Raw genomic sequence first — 19,941 nt, 5'->3', positions numbered from 1 at the left:
AGCCACCAACAGGAGAACTGATATGGTAGCCATCACAAGACGCGACATGATCAAGGCGCAAGCCGTTGCCGCAGCAGCGGCGGCGGCAGGTTTGCCGATCCCAGCCGCGGCCCAAAACCTTGTTACCGACGCTGAAATCACCGATCTGAAATGGTCCAAGGCCGCCTGCCGTTTCTGTGGCACCGGCTGCTCGATCATGGTCGCCACCAAAGCTGGCCGGGTTGTCGCCACCCATGGCGATGCCGAAGCCGAAGTGAACCGCGGTTTGAACTGCGTCAAAGGCTATTTCCTGTCCAAGATCATGTATGGTCAAGACCGGCTGACCCAACCGCTGTTGCGTAAGCGGGATGGAGAATTTCACAAGGACGGCGATTTTGAGCCAGTGTCCTGGGATGAAGCCTTCGACATCATGGCCGAGAAATGGAAAGCCACGCTAAAGGCAAAAGGTCCTAAAGGCATTGGCATGTTTGGGTCAGGCCAGTGGACTGTCTGGGAAGGCTACGCTGCTTCCAAACTAATGAAGGCCGGATTCCGTTCGAACAACATCGACCCTAACGCCCGCCACTGCATGGCTTCAGCTGTTGGTGGTTTTATGCGTACCTTCGGTATCGACGAGCCAATGGGCTGCTATGACGATTTCGAACATGCCGACGCCTTTGTTCTTTGGGGCTCGAACATGGCTGAGATGCACCCGATCCTTTGGACCCGCATCGCCGACCGCCGGTTCTCAAACCCGCATGTTAAAGTGGCCGTGCTCTCAACATTCAAGCACCGCAGTTTTGATCTGGCTGATATTCCCGGAATCTTTACGCCGCAAACTGACATGGTGTTGTTGAATGCGATTGCCAACTACATCATCCAAAACGACGCGGTGAATAAAGACTTCGTGTCCAAACACGTGAATTTCCGCAAAGGCGAAACCGATATTGGTTACGGTCTGCGGGATGAACACCCACTTCAACAGGCTGCGGCAAACCCGAACTCCGGCAAGTCCGACCCGATCTCCTTTGAAGAGTTTGCTGAATTTGTTTCAGAATACACGCTTGAAAAAGCCGAAGAAATGTCCGGTGTTCCCATAGCGACGATTGAGAAAATCGCCAAGCTGTACGCTGATCCGAACACCAAGGTGATGTCGCTGTGGACTATGGGCGTCAACCAGCACACGCGTGGTGTCTGGACCAACAACATGCTCTACAACCTGCACCTGCTGACAGGTAAAATCTCCACCCCTGGCAACTCGCCGTTCTCGCTGACCGGTCAACCATCAGCCTGTGGGACAGCACGCGAAGTTGGGACATTCTCGCACCGCTTGCCAGCGGATATGGTGGTTAAAAACCCTGAACATCGTGCCTATGCCGAGAAAATCTGGAAACTGCCCGAGGGCACAGTGCCAGACTGGAACGGTGCCCACGCGGTTGTACAGAACCGCAAGCTGAAAGATGGCGACATCAATTGCTATTGGGTTCAGGTGAACAACAACATGCAGGCTGCACCCAACATGATGGAGGAAGGGCTGCCCGGCTATCGCAACCCTGACAACTTCATTGTTGTTTCTGACGCCTACCCGACCGTCACTGCAGAAGCTGCCGATCTCGTTCTACCAACCGCAATGTGGGTGGAAAAGGAAGGGGCCTATGGCAACGCGGAGCGCCGCACACAATTCTGGCATCAGCTGGTAGATGCACCCGGTGTTTCCAAATCGGACATGTGGCAATTGGTAGAGTTCTCCAAGCGTTTCACCACCGAAGAAGTCTGGCCGGCCGAAATTCTGGATGCCAACCCCGACTACAAGGGCAAGACCCTATTCGAAGTTCTCTACGCCAATGGGCAAGTTGATGCCTTCCCGCTCGAGCAGACTTCAAAAGACTATGCCAACCACGAATCTGAGGATTTTGGGTTCTACATCCAGAAAGGCTTGTTCGAAGAATATGCAGCCTTTGGCCGAGGTCACGCACATGATCTAGCTCCATTTGACACCTACCACGAGGTTCGCGGCCTACGCTGGCCCGTTGTTGACGGCAAAGAAACCAAGTGGCGTTTCAAAGAAGGATCTGACCCCTATGTCACTCCAGGATCCGACTTTGAATTCTACGGCAAAAAGGATGGCAAGGCTGTGATCTTTGCCCTGCCCTACGAACCAGCGCCAGAAAGTCCCGACGAAGAATATCCGTTCTGGCTAAGCACGGGTCGCGTGTTGGAGCATTGGCACTCGGGTTCGATGACCCAACGTGTACCAGAGTTGTACAAGGCGGTACCAGACGCACTGTGCTACATGCATCCTGATGATGCCAAGGCGCTTGGTTTGCGTCGCGGCTCAGCGGTCAAAGTTTCTTCGCGTCGCGGTGAAATCCACACTCGTGTTGAGACGCGTGGCCGCAACAAGCCACCAAAGGGGTTGGTTTTCATCCCGTGGTTCGATGCACGGCAGCTGATCAATAAGGTTACGCTGGACGCAACCGATCCGCTTTCTAAACAGACCGACTTCAAAAAGTGCGCGATCAAAATCGAAGCATTGGGGGCATGATCATGAAACGTCTGAAAAACTCCGCCCATATCGCCGCTCTGGTTCTGGCGACACTGGCGCCTGCGGGTGTTGCAATGGCCCAAGAAACCATTGCAACCTTGCGTGCAGGAACTCCGCTTGCAGAAAATGCAGCGCCACACGCCATCGCGCCAGTCAGAAACACTGATCTGCGTCAGGTACGAAACTACCCCGAGCAGCCGCCATTGATCCCCCATAAGACGGACGGCTATCAGATTGATCTGAACGCAAACCAGTGCTTGCTGTGTCACTCGCGGACAGCCATTGAGATCAGTCAGGCCCCCATGGTTTCAATTACGCACTTCATGAACCGGGACAATCAGTTCCTGGCCTCAGTGACGCCACGGCGCTACTTCTGCACCCAGTGTCACGTCCCGCAGGCTGAAGCGCGTCCACTGCTCGAGAATGGCTTTGTCGATATCGACCAGGTGCTTGAGTATGTCTCGGGTCAGGAGGGCAACTGATGCTTCGCTTAATCAAGCGCACATGGGGCATCATCCTGCGCCCCAGTGTCCACTACTCGCTTGGGTTTTTGACCTTTGGCGGCTTTCTGATGGGAATCGTTTTCTGGGGCGGTTTCAACACCGCCCTTGAAGTCACCAACACCGAAGCCTTTTGCACCAGCTGTCATGAGATGAGCGACAACGTGTTTGAAGAGTTGAAGCCGACGATTCACTACTCAAATCGCTCAGGTGTCAGGGCAACCTGTCCCGACTGTCACGTTCCACATGAATGGTCCAGTAAGATTGCCCGCAAGATGCAGGCCTCAAAAGAAGTCTGGGGCAAGATTTTTGGCACCATCAATACACGTGAAAAATTCCTAAACCACCGACTGTCACTTGCGCAGAACGAATGGGCCAGACTAGAGGCCAACAATTCTTTGGAATGTCGCAACTGCCACAGCGCGGAATCGATGGACATAACACGTCAAAGTCCACGCGCAGCAGAAGCGCATGAACGATTTTTGTTCACGGGTGAAAAGACCTGCATCAGTTGCCACAAGGGTATCGCTCACGAACTTCCAAACATGGGACAAGCTCTACTGAGCCCATCCGCGGTTCACGGTAACTGATCAAAAACAAAAACCACTACGGCGCGCCTCATTGCAGGCGCGTCTCCTTTTCTAAGCCCTTTGTTATCTATTTCGTTGGGACTGTTTGGATCATGCTTAGAACCTCACAACCCTTCGAAAAGCATTGCCTTTTCGCCATATGTCACGATGCACCGAATATCCAGAATAAGTAGAGCATGTAGATTGGCGAAATAATCTCTGATCGCGCTTGCAACTCGATTAGTGTTTTCACTCACAGTGCCTGTCGGAACTGATAAGTCTGGTTCACTAAAAGTGTTAGACATGCTGACACGCTTGGCTCAAAGCTATCGAAGCACTCACTCCAAGATCCTGTTTTTGATGTATATTTCTGATGTTCAAAAAGAACCATGCCGAAAACAAAAAAGTCGCATTTCCCCTCTAGACCTTACCAGATTCCATGGCTATACGACACGCACCGTTCCGGCGTAGCTCAGCGGTAGAGCAGTTGACTGTTAATCAATTGGTCGTAGGTTCGATCCCTACCGCCGGAGCCATTAAATTCTTGAAGTTAATGGCATATCTATCACCAACTGATAGACCCTAGTTCGATGACCATTTTGCCTGCCTTGCGGTTGGGCCGCCTAGTCCCTCCAGAAACTGTTGTTTGCAATGCCTACGAATGACAACACCTGAGACGAACAAACAGACCCATCAAATGTGAGAACACGGGCCTGCCTTCAGGCTGACTTTCCAGCTAAATGCGGTGCCAATAACACCCCCGCTTCAGACCAGGCCAGCTCCAGCGCGCCAAGAGGTAACTCCGTTTGTGGAGTAGCTGCCTCAATCTCCAGCATGCAGGATCGCAGTGCAGCAAGCCCAAGAACCGCCGCTGAACCAGCCAGGCGATGCGCTTCACTCTGTTGTTCTTCGTCAACCGTGCCAGAGTCATCAAGCGCTTTTTGAAGCTGGGCTACATCCTGGCAAAAGGTGGTCAAATATCCCTGTGCTCGTTCTTCGCCCAGGGCAGCAACAAATTGCTGAATGTCCGACGTCTCCATGTCGGAGAGCTTCGGCTTCATCTCACTAGTGTGGCGTTCAATCGCCTCGGCCAATTTTGCCTGTGTCACTGGCTTGGTCAAAACTTCAGCAAATCCGGCTTGCAAAATACGGTCGCAGTCATCAGCCGCAGCATGTGCAGTAAGTGCAATGATCGTGGTATCTTCGGCCAGTTCAAATTTGCGAATTTTCTTTAACGCTTGGATGCCGTCCATTCCAGGCATACTGATATCCATGAACACTAAGTCATAATTGTTATTTGTTACAGCTTCGACACCCTCGGCGCCTCCAACGGCACTCTCCACTTGGTGCCCTTGACGTTGCAACATTTTTTCCAGCAGCATCCGGTTGATATCGTTGTCCTCGACCACCAACAGCTGTTTAGGTGCCACCGAAACAGGTCGGTCGGTTACATGCGTTGGCACACGTTTGAAAGCAGCAGGCAGAGGAACCGCAAACCGAAATAAACTCCCTTCACCCAGCTCACTTTCGACGCTGATTTCACCGCCCATTTTTTCAATCAACCGACGAGTAATAGCCAACCCCAGCCCAGTCCCCTCGCGTTTGCGACTGTAACTGCTGTCCAAAGTGACAAATTCTTCAAACACCCGGTCCAGATTGGTTTGGGATATCCCCTGCCCCGTGTCACAGACCCGAAATTCCACCCGTCCGTTTTCATCGCCAAGCCTTTCAACTTCCACGACTACGTCACCATTCTGGGTGAATTTCAGTGCATTCCCCACCAAGTTTAACAGTGCCTGTTGGAGCCCTTCAGCTCGTCCCATCACGATGGGTTGATCATCCAAACGACATTGGAGGTACAGTTTGTTGCCACGAGCCGATGCAGCAGCCTGTTGGCTATCCACAAGTCCAGTGACCAGGTCCTGCAGGTCGAATGACTTGATTTGTTCAGCCTCGCCGCCTGCTTCCAACCTGGAAAGCTCTAAGACCTCATTTACATGGTGCAGTAACAATTCAGCAGAGATCCGCATTGCCTGTAAGTAACGCTTCTCCTCGGCGAGCATCCCGGTCGTTTCAAGCAGTTCGATTGATCCCAGAATACCATTTAGCGGAGTTCTGATTTCATGGCTCATCACTGTCAGCAAGTTTGCCTTTGCCCGCTCGCCGGCCAATGCGTCATCGCGTGCACGACGAAGCGCTTCTTCGCTTTCGACCCGATCTGTAATGTCTCTCATAAAACAAACAAAAACCAGGTCGCTCCCCGCCTGACTGGATGACATGCTCAGCTCAACCGGGAAGATCTTCCCCGACTTTTTTCTACCCTCCATCTGCAAAAGCCCGCGATCAACCAATTGGCCTTCACCGGTGGCTAAAAAATTAGCCACATTTTCAATGCAGAACCGTCGCAAATGGTCAGGGACAATCAAGTCAACCATAGATTGGCCAAGAGCCTCAGTTCTTGAGTACCCAAAAACGTCCTCAGCAGCCCCGTTAAAACTCAAAATGCGGCCTCTTTTATCAAGCATTAAAATGGCGTCCAGCGAGGATGTAACCATAGTGCGCATGCGCGCTGCAGCCGCCTTGTTGGCTGCGGATAAAATTTGCCCGCGGCGAAACTGGCGTGCCGTAATCAGGCCAGCCAAGCCCAATGCCACAACCAATACAATCAGCACTCCCCCCAACAACTGCAGGGTTTGCGACAAACGTTGTTTTGTGTTGGTTCGTGTCCTCGTTTCTATCAGCACCCCTTGCTCAACAAGTGTCTGGGCGTCAAACTCGTTTTCAAGGATGATCCGTGACAGCTCAGGAAGCCCCTTGCGAAGCCCCTCGTCCGCCCCCTCGATCAGCGGCACCAACCGGTCCAAACGTGACCGCACCCGGACCAACAGATCGACAATTTCACTATTGGTTCTCAATTCTTCAAGTTTTGGGCTGTTTTGGAAGGTCTTTATTCGACTGTAATAGAGATCAAATTTGGCCCGGAGTTCATCCAAGTCCCCCCCATCTTCTGCAGATCGAACTGTTTCTTTAAGCCTAAGGAAATCGACCTGCCCCTGTGCCAAATTTCTGGTGACCAATTTTGACGCCGCATCGGTTGTGATAGACGTAATACTATCCATTTCGTTCAATACCACACGACCCAACAGCACAGAAAACCCGCCAAGCGAAACAAGAAAAATAAGGGTCAATGTCAGAGCCAAATTTGAGCTTACTGGGGCTTGCTTGGACTGCAACTGTTTCACCTTTCTTGTTGTTCCACGGGCTTCACACTGCTTCGGTCACACCGAAAGAAAAGTCTAAACAGCACTTTCTTACCTGCCTAGGTTGAAAAGGTCACACTGTTTTCAGCAAATCATAGGCATCTTTGCTCTCACAAGCGATCATTGCCAAGTTTTGGCTACCACCGAACGATGAGGATATGGATAAGAGGCAAAACAGGTGGCGCTTTAGGTGTTCAAACGCAAAAATTACCGGACGAGCAGCAAAAACCGTCGGAAAGAATGACGACGTGCGCAACCAAAAACTCAGATGTTTCATTCTTGCACTCCCCCCTGGGAACCCACAGAATAGCAGGATCTTACAAGATTCGTCTGTTCGAAGACTGACACAGTTTGACGACAGATGCACCTCACCCTAAGTATAGGCCTATAACCTTTAGGTTAGTTTTTCACTTCAAGGTTTAGCCAAGTCAGGGCCCACACGTCAGCATCAAAATGTTGAATTTGTGCAATTTCGACCGATGGAATCAAAAGCACAGTCACTGCAAATTGTTGAAAATCACCCTCTTTGGTGCAAAAGATTATGGATCTAGAATTAATGCTCTTGTAACATCTTAGAAACGAACACGTAACAAGATCTGAAAGTTGAATGCGTATATTGTTGGCAGACGACCACGACATGGTTCGCGAAACCATATCCGCCTACCTAAAATCAGTAGGGGGTGCCGAGGTTGTTTCGACTATTGATCTAAACGATGCACTTCAACAAATCGAAGAGAACGGCCCCTTTGATCTGGTCTTGCTAGACTACAATATGCCTGGGATGTTTGGGCTCGAAGGGCTTGTTCGCGCCCTCAAATGTAATGGTGGGACTGGCGTAGCAATCCTGTCTGGCAGCGCCCCACCGCATACTGCACAAGAGGCACTGGATGCTGGAGCCGTTGGGTATCTCCCTAAAACTATGGGAGCAAAATCGCTTCTGAACGCAATTCGCTTTATGAGTGCCGGTGAAATCTACGTTCCTGTCACACTGATGCGCGAAGAGGCCACAGCGCCGGAACATCCAATGGCCCAGATGTTGAGTCCACGAGAAACAGAAGTTTTAAGCGGATTATGTCGGGGGCAGTCAAACAAAGAGATTGCCCGCGACCTGGAGCTACAGGAAGTGACCATTAAGCTTCATGTGAGAACACTTTGTCGTAAGCTCGACGCCAAAAATCGAACACAGGCTGCGTTGGCGGCGAAAGAAGCCGGACTGTTCTAAGAACCCGACCTCCTAAACTGCCCCTATAGTGCTGCTGGTAGCCGGGCATATCCACGGAACCGCATCCGACCACCAGAAACCCGACCGGGCAGAATCTTGTAGTCGGGAAACCGCTCCAACAACCGACCAATGGCAATTTTTCCTTCCATCCGTGCCAGTGTCAGGCCAACACAAACATGTGGCCCTCCTGCAAAAGCCAAATGACGGTTGGGGCTTCGCGAAATATCGAACACCTCTGGCGCTGTAAAAACCTTTGGGTCGCGGTTAGCGGCGCCAATGACCAAGTGAAGATTGGTACCTTTTGCAATCGTAAGCCCGCCAATTTCAACTTCAGCTGTGGTTTCGCGATTGCCTAACTGGTTGGGCGACCTAAACCGCAACATTTCTTCAATTGCCGGTTTGATGAGGTCGGGCTGCTCCAGCAGTCTTTCCTTTTGGTCCGGGTGGTCGTGCAGCAGCGCCAACCCGCTACCAATCAGATTGGTGGTGGTTTCATGGCCAGCATTTAGAATGAAGATACAATTCTGAATAAGTTCAATCTCGCTCAGCTGCCCCTCTGCCCCATCTCCGTTGATTAGCCGGGTCAACACGTCGCTTTCGATATCCCCCGGTTGCGCCCTTCTTCGCGCAATCAGGTTAGACAGATAGTCCTTAAACTCGTTGACTGCAGACTGCCCAACAGCCAGTTGCTGTAGGCTTAGCGATGGCTCTAACGCGCCCAAAATTGCCAAGGACCAATCCCGCAACGGCCCACGCTCCTCCATTGGCACATCCAACAGGTTGCCAATGATCTGGATTGGGATTGACGCTGCAAAATCCTCAATAAGGTCGACCTGCTCATTCTGCGCCATTTCATCCAGCAAGTGATCAACGGTATTGACCAGCCCCGGCTCCATCCGCGCAATAGCCCGGGGGGTCAGCGCTGAAGTCATAATTCTACGCACCCGTGTGTGCAGCGGTGGGTCAGAAAAAACCAATGACGTTGTGTGATGTTCAAACAGAGGGGAGCCAACCCCGAATTTTGGTCCAAATGCTGCCTTTTTATCTGACGAAAATAGGGTGGTGTCACGGTAGACGCGGTCCAGATCGCCGTGATGGCACAAAAGGACTGAACCATCGGGCTGCGTCACGACCCTCGCGGCTGACAGCAATGCATCATAAAATGGGAAAGGGTCTGACACAAATCCTTCAGGCGGCTTGGCCAGATCAAATCCTTCAATATTCACATACACTTGCTGCGCGTTGTTAGCTGGCATCTACGTCACTCTCCCCTTCATCAGGAGCAGAGAGTGAAGGACGCAAAACGCCCTGTCAATTCTCATCAATGACACCAGCTTAGTCTCGTCAGTACTGATCAAACCCAAATATTCCACGTGCGCTGTCTTCATTTGCCCGCTTCAGTCTTCGGGATGATGGCTTTGCTCCGCTACGAATTTCACTGTCTGACAGAAGGACCGGATAGTCCAATTCCTGATTGGACAACAAAATTGCGTTGGCTCCGGTCGACCCTGTAACCTGATAGATATTCAAGGTTTTCCATTCCAAGTGCCCACCTTCATGCAGACTTTTGATATCACTTACAAAATTGTGACATTGAATGTTCTCCATCAGCAGGACATGATTCTGCGCCATCCGAATTAGGTTTGACAACGCCACCAAATGGCTCACTGCAGTATGAATGTGCATGATGACGGCCTGCGTGTAGACCAGCTCAGGGTTCGGCCACTGGTGCGAAAAAGGCATCGTAATGTCCTGAAGGCCAATTTTCCCTTTTAGCTCTGGATGACGTTGCAACGCCAAATCCAGTTGAGTTGCCCCCCGATCCCCTCCTGTGACTTTCGTCTCAGGGTACAATGTCACAGCATTGGCAACATGGTCGCCGCCACCGCAACCAACCTCATGCACTGATTTCAACTGCAACTGACCAATTATTTCCAAAATCAACAAGTGATTGGGGTGGATGTCATCTCCATGCGATTGAACGGTTCCGGTTACCGGATCAAAGTGCAATTGTCCCTGATCAACTATGGCACTGTATTTGGATTCAATATCGCTCGTAATTCTCCGGTGATAACTATCGTCTGTATAGTTTTCCCAATCAAAGTCATCGCCATAGAATTTGCGTTTCTTATAGAATAGCCGCTGTAAAAGTTTCATGCCCTGCCTCCAGTTCCTTTTTTGGTTTATCTGAACCCAAGATTCTGAACAAGCATCAGGGCGTATTTCTGGGTGACACGCGGAATGGTCATGTTTAAAAACGAAACATGAACACGCCAATATCCTCAATCCGAAATCTCGGACCCGCATACGAAGAAGCCTGCGCCCGTGCCAATATACACTCAGCTGAAGAGCTCCGTGAGCTGGGAGCTGACGAAACCTATTCCAGGCTGTTAAAAACGGGCAGCAAACCACATTTCATCGGCTACTATGTTCTGGTGATGGGCCTGCAAGGACGGCCCTGGAACGACTGCAAAGGGGAAGAGAAAAAGGCCCTGCGCGTTCGCTTTGACGCCATTAAGGACAGTGCCTTTGACAAGGGCTTGTCAGAATTGGAAACGATATTGAACCAGATTGGCGTGGTAGAAAAAGACCGCTGATTTAAAACGAAAAAGGGCCGCCTGAACGTGCAGACGGCCCCACAAATATTCTAAACCGCTAAGGTTTAGCCAACCAGTTCAAGACCGGAGAAGAAGTAAGCGATTTCGATCGCTGCAGTTTCTGGTGCGTCGGAACCGTGAACCGAGTTCTCGCCAACAGATTCAGCAAAATCAGCACGGATGGTGCCTGGTGCTGCATCAGCAGGGTTGGTTGCGCCCATGACTTCACGGTTCTTTGCAATGGCGCCTTCGCCTTCCAGAACCTGAGCAACGATTGGAGCAGACGCCATGAATTCACACAGTTCGTCGTAGAAAGGACGCTCAGCGTGCACTTTGTAGAACTCACCAGCCTGAGCTTTGGTCAGGTGAATACGCTTTTGCGCAACAACGCGCAGACCAGCGTCTTCAAACTTGGCAACAATTTTGCCAGTCAGGTTGCGGCGTGTTGCATCGGGTTTAACGATCGAAAAAGTGCGTTCCAGAGCCATTGGGCATCTCCTATGTGTAGGGCCGGGCAAAACGCCCCGCCGCCAGTTATCTGATTTGCGCCCCGGTAACACGGCAAGTTGGCTTTGAAAAGGGGACAGTGGTTCCTTCAACGCCTGAGATACAGTAAGATTGCAGGAAGTTTCCGGCACCTTGTTTGAACAGTGCAATGAGATCCTGATGCAAACCCTGACACGCCGTCGCTTTCTTGCTCAATGTGCAGCCCTGACTGCCCTGCCCCGTATTGCAGTCAGCTCAGGCCCCTCTACCAACGCGCATATCATTGATATGGGGAACGCGGCCTATTTGGATCGTAGCCAAGCGAGGATAGAACTGGACGCCCGCGATGGATGCACGCGCCCCAATCATGATTTCTATGAAACTTTGGCCTTTGCAGGTGTCAACACGGTGATCCGGTACTATTCGGACCAAAATAACGCCAACCTCAACTGTAAAAACGTGACGCGCCGCGAACGTGACATGCTTCACGAGCACGGATTGGCACTGGCAATTGTCTATCAATTTGAAGGCCGTAGCAAAAACCGTTTCACCGGAGCACGCGGTACTCAGGATGCAGAGTTTTGCTTACACAGGGCGCAAGTAATCGGCAACCGAGTGGCAGCGCCATCTACTTTGGCGTGGACTCCGATGCGGCCCTAAATTCAGATCAGGGTGTGATGGAGTACTTTCAGGCCGTAGCGCAGGTGTTCGCTGGGCGCTTAGACATAGGTATTTACGCGGCAGGTGCCCGCTGCGATTTGATCCAATCCGCTGGGTTGGCCAGCCGTTTTTGGGTCCCCGAGGCCCCCGCCTGGCTCGGCACCCATGCCTATATGAACTCCAATCGCTGGCATATGTTCCAAAACAAAACCAACATCGACCTGAGCGCCGTTACCGGTGGTCACGGGCAAAAAATCCACATCGACACCAACATCGTCAATCCAGACCAGACCCGCTCTATTGGGGCCTTCAATGGCGATGGGAGCGAACGGCTCTATGACGCGCAACATTTGACCTCAGTTGCCAGGGCGCACTATTGGGTCAACCGTGACCGCCTGCCCGTCTACGACTTTCCCGCCGGCGCGGAGGTGGGACATGTCTGTATCGCACGCACCGTACATGTAACCAGCTCTCATGGTGGATGGGCCGAAGTTGACATCGACGAAGACGGGTTGCCTGAAGGCTACGTTCAGCAGGATGGTCTATTGCCGTTGAACCAAATGCCCAAATGGAGCCGGACAAGCTGCAAACTGATGGATATTTAAGCCGCTGGCGCTAGCGTTCCGGGTCTGCTACGTCCGGCGCATGTTACGCATCCAAGATATAAATTACGCGGTCGAAGGTCGGCCCCTGTTCGAAGGCGCCAGCGCCACAATTCCCAATGGCCACAAGGTTGGTCTGGTTGGCAGAAACGGAACTGGGAAAACAACCTTGTTCCGCCTTATCTACGGCGAGTTGGCCTTAGAATCAGGCGATATTTCATTGCCCAACAAAGCGCGCATTGGCGGTATCTCGCAAGAGGCTCCCTCTTCGAATGTATCGCTCATCAATACAGTTCTTGCGGCAGATACAGAGCGGGCAGATCTGATGGCCGAGTCGGAAACAGCGACTGACCCGGGACGCATTGCAGATATCCAGACTCGCCTGGCCGACATCAATGCTTGGTCTGCCGAGGCCCGTGCGGCCTCGATTCTTAAGGGCCTGGGATTCGACATGGAAGCGCAGCAGCGCCCCTGTTCAGATTTCTCCGGCGGCTGGCGGATGCGAGTGGCACTTGCGGCGGTGCTGTTCTCCCAGCCTGATTTGCTACTGCTCGACGAACCGACCAACTACCTGGACCTCGAAGGCGCACTGTGGCTCGAGGCCTACTTGGTGAAATATCCGCACACCGTGATCATCATCAGCCACGACCGCGAGCTTCTAAATCGCTCGGTCAATGGCATCCTGCATCTGGAAGATCGTGGGCTTACGTTCTACTCGGGCAACTACGACCAGTTTGCCCGACAGCGCGCCGCCAACCGCGCCGTGCAGGCCGCTGCTGCCAAGAAACAGGAACTGCGACGCGCGCATTTGCAGGGCTTCGTTGACCGGTTCAAGGCCAAAGCCAGCAAGGCTAAGCAGGCCCAATCCCGCGTCAAGATGCTGGAGAAAATGGAAACCATCCGCGCACCCGAAGATGCCGCGCGTACAGTTTTCACCTTCCCCGAGCCTGAAGAGATGTCGCCGCCAATCATCGCAACCGAGGGTGCGTCGGTTGGGTATGATGGCAAGGCGATCCTAAGTAAGCTGGATTTGCGCATTGATCAGGACGATCGTATCGCTCTGCTGGGCAAGAACGGCCAAGGTAAGTCCACCCTTGCGAAAATGCTATCGGCACGCCTGCAGGTGATGTCGGGCAAAATGACCCAGTCGAATAAGCTGCGCATTGGTTTCTTTGCCCAGCACCAGGTGGATGAACTCTTCATCGACGAAACCCCATTGATGCACCTGCAACGAGAGCGCCCCGGCGAGGGTCAATCCAAACTGCGTGCACGCCTGGCTGGATTTGGTCTTGGTGCTGATCAGGCTGATACCGAGGTCGGCCGCTTGTCCGGTGGGCAAAAGGCACGTCTGTCGCTGCTGCTGGCAACAATTGATGCCCCGCATATGCTGATCCTCGATGAGCCGACCAACCACCTAGATATCGAAAGCCGTGAAGCGCTGGTTGAAGCGCTGACCGCCTATAGCGGTGCGGTCATTTTGGTGAGCCACGATATGCACCTGCTCAGCCTGGTTGCAGACAGGTTGTGGCTGGTTTCCAAAGGTACTGTAAATCCCTATGAGGGTGATCTTGCCTCTTACCGAGACCTGCTATTGGCACGCGATAAGCCCGCGCCCAAACCCGCTGCAGCAAAGCCCAAACCCAAACGCCCAACTCGTGATGCGATTTTGGCGCTACGCTCGGACGCCCGCAAGAATGAACAGCGGGTGGAGAAGCTGACGCAGATGAAGGAAAAACTGGACATCAAACTAGGTGATCCGGAAATGTATGAACCTGAAAACAAGGATCAGGCTAAGGTCTGGCAAGGCAAACATGCAGAAGTTATGGTTGCATTGGGCCGCGCCGAATCTATGTGGATGAAAGCATTGGAAAAACTGGAGAAAGCTGAATCTCAATGATCGACACCGGGTTTCTGATCACCTCGTTTGTTACGCTTTTTGTGATCGTTGACCCGATCGGTCTGACACCGGTATTCCTAGCCCTGACCCAAGGCATGAGCCCTGCCAGACGCCGTTCAGTTGGGCTGCGCGCCTGTTTCACCGCGGCGGGACTTCTGGCTTTATTTGCTGCATTTGGCGAAGCTGTTCTTGGTTTTGTTGGGATCTCCATGGCTGCGTTCCGGGTGGCTGGTGGCGCGCTCTTGTTCCTGACCGCGCTGGATATGTTGTTTGAACGTCGCACCAAACGACGCGAAGATCAGGGCAATGAAGATGATATCGATGATCCTTCGGTGTTCCCAATGGCAATGCCTTTGATCGCGGGCCCCGGTTCTATTGCCACCGTCATCCTGCTTGCCGGTCAAAGACCGGATATCGAGGGCTTTACTATGGTCATCGCTGTGATGCTGGCGGTGCTGGCTGTTGTAGCGTTGATGTTCCTCAGCTCCGGCCTGTTTGAAAAACTGCTGGGCAAAACCGGGATCAATGTGATTAGCCGACTTCTCGGCATGTTGTTGGCCGCTTTGTCAGTACAGTTTATTTTGGACGGGTTGCGAGACTTTGGTTTTGCGAGCTAGAATTTCAACCGCCGGGTCACAAGATCAGGAGAACACTCGATGGCTGATGTCGACTACGGCCGGATAATCTACCTTGTGCTGCTGCTGGCAGCTGTTGGATCCTGGGTGTTTGTGCAAAACCGCCAAAGCCTCGGGAAAACTGTTCAGCAATTGGCAATCTGGGCGTTCATCTTTTTAGGAGTGATTGCAGGCTACGGATTGTGGGGCGACATTCGTAACACCGTCAGACCGCAACAGTCAGTGATAAACAGTACTGGCCAGATCGAAGTTCCCCGCTCAGCCGATGGGCACTATTATCTGACATTAGACATCAACACCGTACCGATTACTTTTCTAATCGATACAGGCGCTACCGACGTGGTACTAAATGAGCGGGACGCGCGTCGGGCGGGGATTGACCCTGACACCCTAAACTACTTGGGCCGCGCAAATACTGCCAATGGGGAAGTACGCACGGCCTCAGTTTGGCTAGACAGTATTTCGCTCGGGAACATTACGGATTCGAATGTTCGCGTTTGGGTTAATCAGGGAGAACTGGACCAATCACTACTCGGCATGGCCTATCTACAGCGTTGGTCCAGTATTGAAATCCGCAATGGGGCTCTGCTGCTAACCCGTTAAACTGTGGGCAGAATCCTTTGACTACTTCTCCGCTTTCTTTTCCCAGCGGCCGCTCTCTTCCGACCAATATTGCGCCGAACACCCTGCATCTGTCAGCTCTTTCCACTGAGCGCGCGCCCGCTGAACCGACTCGGAATCGGTCCCGTCAAACAACACACAAATACGCTGCATCGCTTCAACCTCTTCGGCTTCAACTGCAGCACCATCGATGGCCATGATACAATCGGGTTTGTTGGCCGCCATAGGCCCAGTGGTCAAAAGCACCGGTTGCAACGCGTCGTAGGCACCGCCTTCTACCCCATGAGGCAAAAAGCTGTCGGGGCTACCTTGCCACAACCGGTCGTCCAGCCAGCCCATGCGGTCAGGGTCGCGTCCCCGCACCGCAATGCGCCACCCTGCCCCGCGTGCTTTTTCCAGCAACACGGGGATGGTTTGTTCCAACGGGCCACGCGTCAGGTGATAGAAGTAAACAGCGCCCATTTCCGCTTCACTCAGTCTCGAAACCGTCCTGAATCAAACGGCTCAACGCCGCCACACCCCAACCGGTGGCCCCTTTGGGCGCATAAGGTGTTTCAGATTTAACCGAGGCAACACCTGCAATATCGAGGTGGATCCAAGGGGTGTCATCTTTAACAAACCGCTGCAGGAATTGTGCCGCAGTAACCGAGCCAGCAGCGCGGCCACCGATGTTTTTCATGTCAGCAATACGAGATTTCAACAGGTCGTCGTAGCCTTTACCCAGTGGCATTCTCCAGGCCCCCTCGTCTTCGGCTGACGCCGCTTTGAGAAAGGCGTTGCACAACGCATCATTGTTCGAAAATACGCCTGCATTTTCATGGCCTAGGCCAACAATAATCGCGCCAGTCAAGGTGGCCAGATCAATCATGGCCTCCGGTTTGAAACGCTCCTGCGCATACCACATTACATCACACAGAACCAAGCGCCCCTCGGCATCGGTATTGATCACTTCAACGGTGTCACCCTTCATCGACTTAACCACATCACCGGGACGGGTCGCATTCCCCGAAGGCATATTCTCGACCAAGCCAACCAGACCAACAACATTGGCTTTGGCGCCGCGCATCGCCAAGGTTCGCATGGTGCCGGCCACCACACCAGCCCCTCCCATGTCCATCGTCATATCTTCCATACCACCAGCTGGCTTAAGGGAAATTCCCCCGGTGTCGAACACCACACCTTTGCCAACGAGCGCGACAGGGGCTTCTCCTTCTGGTCCGCCGTTCCACTGCATTACAACGACTTTGGAAGGGCTGTCGGACCCCTGTCCAACGCAAAGCAGGGTACGCATGCCAAGTTCAGCCAGCTGTGCCTCGTCCAGCACTTCGACCTTTAGGCCAATAGACTCCATCTCTACCAAACGGTTGGCAAACTCTGAAGTGGTCAACACATTCGCCGGTTCATTGACCAGATCTCGCGTCATATGAACACCTTCGGCAACAGCCAGCATAGGCGCAAATTTGGCGGCCATCTCCTCATGCGCTTTATGTGCGATCACCACTTGACCATCAATTTTACTCTCACTCGGAGTCTTATGCGCCTCAAAGGTGTAAGTGCGCAGAGCCATACCGAGCGCCAGATCCGCTGCTTTGGGCATCGATCCGGCCATAACTGTTGTGGATTTTCCAGCACTTGCTTTTGCTAATGCGGCCCCTGCCTTACGCGCCTCAACCGGTGTTACCCTGCGCGGCATGACAAGCACATCCAAAGCTTCGACCTGCATCCCAGCAGGCCAAGCCAGAGAAATCACTTGCCCGGTTTTTGCCTTGCTAAAGCCATCGCTGGCAATCAGCCGGGCCAATGCTCCTTTGCTCAGCCGGTTGGCGCTGCGCGCAGCCTGATCCATTGTCCCTTCAGGTGTTACAAGCACCACCAGGCGTCCTGCGATGTCTTTCAACTCTTTGGGGTCGTACTCAGCAAAGCGGATGGGGATCAGACGGCTCATGAGGTGGGCTCCTGTTGGGATGATTATGGTTGGCGCAACAGCTAGCCTGCGCCGTGACCGATGGCTAGGGTCTGAACGGAACGATCATCTTTTGTCCAACTACAAATTGCAGTTTTCCCCCGTTTAGATTTACTCTATGATTTGCGGAAATTGGTATGACGGGGTCTGGGGGGATCGCAGTGTCACGATTCGACAGATACGTACTGTCCCAGTATCTACTTTTTTTCGGCTTCTTTGCTCTGATTCTGGTTGCCATGTTCTGGATCAACCGGGCCGTTGTCCTTTTTGATCGATTGATTGGTGACGGACAATCTGCACTGGTTTTTCTAGAGTTTACCGCGCTAGCGCTGCCTAATTTGGTGCGGATGGTGCTACCGATTGCGGCTTTTGCATCTGCGGTTTGGGTGACCAACCGGCTGAACAGCGAAAGTGAGCTGACCGTGCTGCGTGCCACCGGCACCAGCCCTTGGCAAATGGCCCGTCCGGCTTTGGTATTTGGTCTCATTACCGCGCTAATGATGTCAGTGCTGACACATTTCTTGCTGCCTGCGTCCATTGGCCAACTACAAGAACGCGAATCCGATGTTGCGCGCAATGTCACCGCCAAACTTCTGAGCGAAGGCAATTTTTTGCACCCAGCTAAGGGGGTGACATTCTACATTCGCCAAATTGATCCAGATGGGACATTAAACGATGTATTTCTGTCTGATCGGCGCAATCCAGACCAGAGCGTATTGTACACCGGTGCCCGCGCCTTTCTGGTAAAAGATCAGGACCAAACACACCTTGTCATGGTTGATGGAATGGCCCTCCGCATGGACACCAAGGGACGTACTTTATCCACCACTGTATTTTCGGACTTTTCCTACGAAATCAGCGCTCTAGCTGACCAAGCTGGAAACAGGGCCCGAAACATCCGCGCCATTCCCAGCTTGGAATTACTGATGATTTCAGACCAAATTGTGGCTGAGGAACCGTTTACCAGAGGGCAATTGGCCGAAGAGCTCCACCTGCGCTTTGCTCGTGCTTTGATCAGTGTGGCTGTCGCCCTAATTGGGTTTTCTTCGCTAATGCTGGGAACATTTTCCAGGTTTGGGGTTTGGCGGCAAGCCTTGCTGGCCTTTGTCTTGCTAATTTTCATTGAGGGTCTTCGCGGTGTGGTCTCTGAACCAGTTTTGAAGAACGCCGATCTGTGGCCGCTGATATATCTCCCCTCTGCCATTGGGTTTGGGATTGCGGCTTTGTTTCTGCAACTTGCAGCACGGCCTGTCCGAATTCTGTCCAAACGTCCTCGTGCGGCACCAACCAAGGCGACCTCATGAAACTGGATCTCTATTACGCCCGCCGGTTTATGCAGTGGTTTGCCATCATCTGCTCGGTTCTTCTCACCCTAGTTATGCTCATTGATCTAAATGAGCAGATCCGTCGGTTTGATGACTTTGATCTAAGTTTTGGCCAGTTGATCAACTTGACCCTGTTGAGTGCCCCTTCCGCGCTCAGTGAATTTTTGCCCCTGATCATGATCTTGTCGACCATAGTGTTATTCGTAGGCCTAGCCCGCAGCAGCGAATTGGTTGTGACACGCGCCATTGGCCGCTCGGGCATCCGCGCACTAGCCGCTCCGCTGGTCATGGCAGCATTGATTGGCATATTGACAGTGAGCACCCTCAATCCGATTGTCGCTGCAACTTCAAACCGGTATCAAGAGCTTTCGGATACGTATCGGAATGGAGGCCCAGCTGCGCTGTCGCTTTCTGGAGAAGGCCTATGGCTTCGACAGGGGGGCGCACAGGGCCAATCCGTTATCCATGCTACCGGCTATAGCGGCGAAATCGACAACGTCACTTTGCATGATGTCACAATCGTCTCCTACGCCCCTGGCGGAAATCCGACCCGCCAAATAGTCGCACAACGTGCTCAGTTGCAAGAAGATCAATGGGTGTTGAACCACGTCAAGGTTTGGCCGCTGTCACCGGGCCTCAACCCCGAAACCAATTCTGTAGAACATAACGAACTTCGGTTACCTACAACACTGACCCAAGACCGAATTCGCGATAGTCTTGGTACGGCCTCAGGGATTTCAGTTTATGATCTGCCGGAAACCATTCATGCACTCAAGCAAGCTGGTTTCTCGACCAAACGCTATGAAGTCTGGCTGCAGGTAGAACTGGCGCGACCGCTCTTTTTGATTGCGATGGTTCTAGTTGGCGCGGCCTTTACCATGCGTCATGCGCGGTCTGGAGGCACTGGTCTTGCTGTTTTGACTGCGGTGCTTTTGGGTTTTGGGCTTTACTTTATTCGTAATTTTGCGCAAATCCTTGGAGAGAATGGTCAGATTCCAGTGGCCTTGGCAGCCTGGGCTCCACCCGCCGCGTCTATACTGCTGACCCTAGGCCTACTACTCCATGCGGAGGATGGTTAAC

16 protein-coding genes, 1 tRNA gene and 1 pseudogene are annotated in these 19,941 nt (G+C 52.7%); 12 read left to right on the top strand and 6 right to left on the bottom strand.

The window, feature by feature from the left end; all coding sequences use genetic code 11:
* Window positions 1–22 precede the first annotated feature (22 nt).
* The 4 genes from napA to GO984_RS00440 all read left to right on the top strand — a co-directional run bounded on the left by napA (window position 23) and on the right by GO984_RS00440 (window position 4,129).
* A complete protein-coding gene (napA, locus tag GO984_RS00455) occupies window positions 23–2,524 on the top strand; it encodes a periplasmic nitrate reductase subunit alpha (RefSeq protein ID WP_157020644.1) in 2,502 nt (833 codons plus the stop codon).
* 2 nt (window positions 2,525–2,526) lie between these two features.
* Complete coding sequence (locus tag GO984_RS00450) at window positions 2,527–3,006, top strand: nitrate reductase cytochrome c-type subunit (protein WP_157020643.1); 480 nt, start codon at window positions 2,527–2,529, stop codon at window positions 3,004–3,006.
* Window positions 3,006–3,614: a NapC/NirT family cytochrome c gene (locus tag GO984_RS00445; RefSeq protein ID WP_157020642.1), complete on the top strand. Its 609-nt coding sequence runs from the start codon at window positions 3,006–3,008 to the stop codon at window positions 3,612–3,614. The genes GO984_RS00450 and GO984_RS00445 overlap by 1 nt, the downstream gene beginning before the upstream one ends.
* A 440-nt stretch (window positions 3,615–4,054) precedes the next feature.
* A tRNA-Asn gene (locus GO984_RS00440) sits at window positions 4,055–4,129 on the top strand.
* Window positions 4,130–4,312: 183 nt separating this feature from the next.
* Here GO984_RS00440 and GO984_RS00435 read toward each other — a convergent pair.
* Entirely contained in the window at window positions 4,313–6,781 is a 2,469-nt protein-coding gene (locus GO984_RS00435) for a hybrid sensor histidine kinase/response regulator (RefSeq protein ID WP_157020641.1), read from the bottom strand.
* 679 nt (window positions 6,782–7,460) lie between these two features.
* Here GO984_RS00435 and GO984_RS00430 point away from each other — a divergent pair.
* Window positions 7,461–8,075 (top strand): response regulator, encoded by a 615-nt coding sequence (locus GO984_RS00430; protein WP_157020640.1) that lies wholly within the window; start codon window positions 7,461–7,463, stop codon window positions 8,073–8,075.
* Window positions 8,076–8,098: 23 nt separating this feature from the next.
* Here GO984_RS00430 and GO984_RS00425 read toward each other — a convergent pair whose 3' ends face one another.
* The gene (locus GO984_RS00425) at window positions 8,099–9,331 is read right to left on the bottom strand and encodes a cytochrome P450 (RefSeq protein WP_157020639.1); all 1,233 of its coding nucleotides are present in this window, start codon (window positions 9,329–9,331) and stop codon (window positions 8,099–8,101) included.
* 88 nt (window positions 9,332–9,419) lie between these two features.
* Window positions 9,420–10,232 (bottom strand): class I SAM-dependent methyltransferase, encoded by an 813-nt coding sequence (locus tag GO984_RS00420; RefSeq protein WP_157020638.1) that lies wholly within the window; start codon window positions 10,230–10,232, stop codon window positions 9,420–9,422.
* A 107-nt stretch (window positions 10,233–10,339) separates the two neighbouring features.
* Here GO984_RS00420 and GO984_RS00415 point away from each other — a divergent pair, with 107 nt between their 5' ends.
* Entirely contained in the window at window positions 10,340–10,672 is a 333-nt protein-coding gene (locus GO984_RS00415) for a TfoX/Sxy family DNA transformation protein (RefSeq protein ID WP_157020637.1), read from the top strand.
* A gap of 65 nt (window positions 10,673–10,737) precedes the next feature.
* Here the strand turns inward: GO984_RS00415 and ndk are convergent, their stop codons facing one another.
* The gene (gene ndk, locus GO984_RS00410) at window positions 10,738–11,160 is read right to left on the bottom strand and encodes a nucleoside-diphosphate kinase (protein ID WP_138163248.1); all 423 of its coding nucleotides are present in this window, start codon (window positions 11,158–11,160) and stop codon (window positions 10,738–10,740) included.
* A gap of 178 nt (window positions 11,161–11,338) precedes the next feature.
* On the opposite strand from ndk, the pseudogene GO984_RS23525 reads away from it, so the two are divergent.
* From GO984_RS23525 to GO984_RS00385, 4 genes and pseudogenes are all read left to right on the top strand, one after another.
* Window positions 11,339–12,423 (top strand): annotated as a pseudogene (locus GO984_RS23525) (glycoside hydrolase domain-containing protein).
* 40 nt (window positions 12,424–12,463) lie between these two features.
* Window positions 12,464–14,317, top strand: a complete 1,854-nt coding sequence (locus tag GO984_RS00395) for an ABC-F family ATP-binding cassette domain-containing protein (protein WP_157020634.1) — start codon at window positions 12,464–12,466, stop codon at window positions 14,315–14,317.
* Window positions 14,314–14,934, top strand: coding sequence for a MarC family protein (locus GO984_RS00390; protein WP_157020633.1), 621 nt, complete (start codon window positions 14,314–14,316; stop codon window positions 14,932–14,934). The genes GO984_RS00395 and GO984_RS00390 overlap by 4 nt, the downstream gene beginning before the upstream one ends.
* A 39-nt stretch (window positions 14,935–14,973) precedes the next feature.
* Entirely contained in the window at window positions 14,974–15,555 is a 582-nt protein-coding gene (locus GO984_RS00385) for a retropepsin-like aspartic protease family protein (protein WP_157020632.1), read from the top strand.
* 21 nt (window positions 15,556–15,576) lie between these two features.
* On the opposite strand, the gene GO984_RS00380 is transcribed toward GO984_RS00385, so the two are convergent.
* Both GO984_RS00380 and GO984_RS00375 read right to left on the bottom strand, forming a co-directional pair.
* Window positions 15,577–16,035, bottom strand: a complete 459-nt coding sequence (locus GO984_RS00380; protein ID WP_157020631.1) for a DNA polymerase III subunit chi — start codon at window positions 16,033–16,035, stop codon at window positions 15,577–15,579.
* 7 nt (window positions 16,036–16,042) lie between these two features.
* The gene (locus GO984_RS00375) at window positions 16,043–17,518 is read right to left on the bottom strand and encodes a leucyl aminopeptidase (protein WP_157020630.1); all 1,476 of its coding nucleotides are present in this window, start codon (window positions 17,516–17,518) and stop codon (window positions 16,043–16,045) included.
* Window positions 17,519–17,697: 179 nt separating this feature from the next.
* On the opposite strand from GO984_RS00375, the gene lptF reads away from it, so the two are divergent.
* Window positions 17,698–18,840: an LPS export ABC transporter permease LptF gene (gene lptF, locus GO984_RS00370; protein ID WP_167740205.1), complete on the top strand. Its 1,143-nt coding sequence runs from the start codon at window positions 17,698–17,700 to the stop codon at window positions 18,838–18,840.
* Window positions 18,837–19,940 (top strand): LPS export ABC transporter permease LptG, encoded by a 1,104-nt coding sequence (lptG, locus tag GO984_RS00365; RefSeq protein WP_157020628.1) that lies wholly within the window; start codon window positions 18,837–18,839, stop codon window positions 19,938–19,940. Before lptF ends, lptG begins: the two co-directional genes overlap by 4 nt.
* Window position 19,941 lies beyond the last annotated feature (1 nt).

It is taken from the genome of Parasedimentitalea huanghaiensis, from assembly GCF_009753675.1.
Lineage (GTDB): Bacteria > Pseudomonadota > Alphaproteobacteria > Rhodobacterales > Rhodobacteraceae > Parasedimentitalea > Parasedimentitalea huanghaiensis.
The sequence above is the reverse complement of the archived record's forward strand: the minus strand, read 5'-3'. Positions and strand labels throughout refer to the sequence as shown.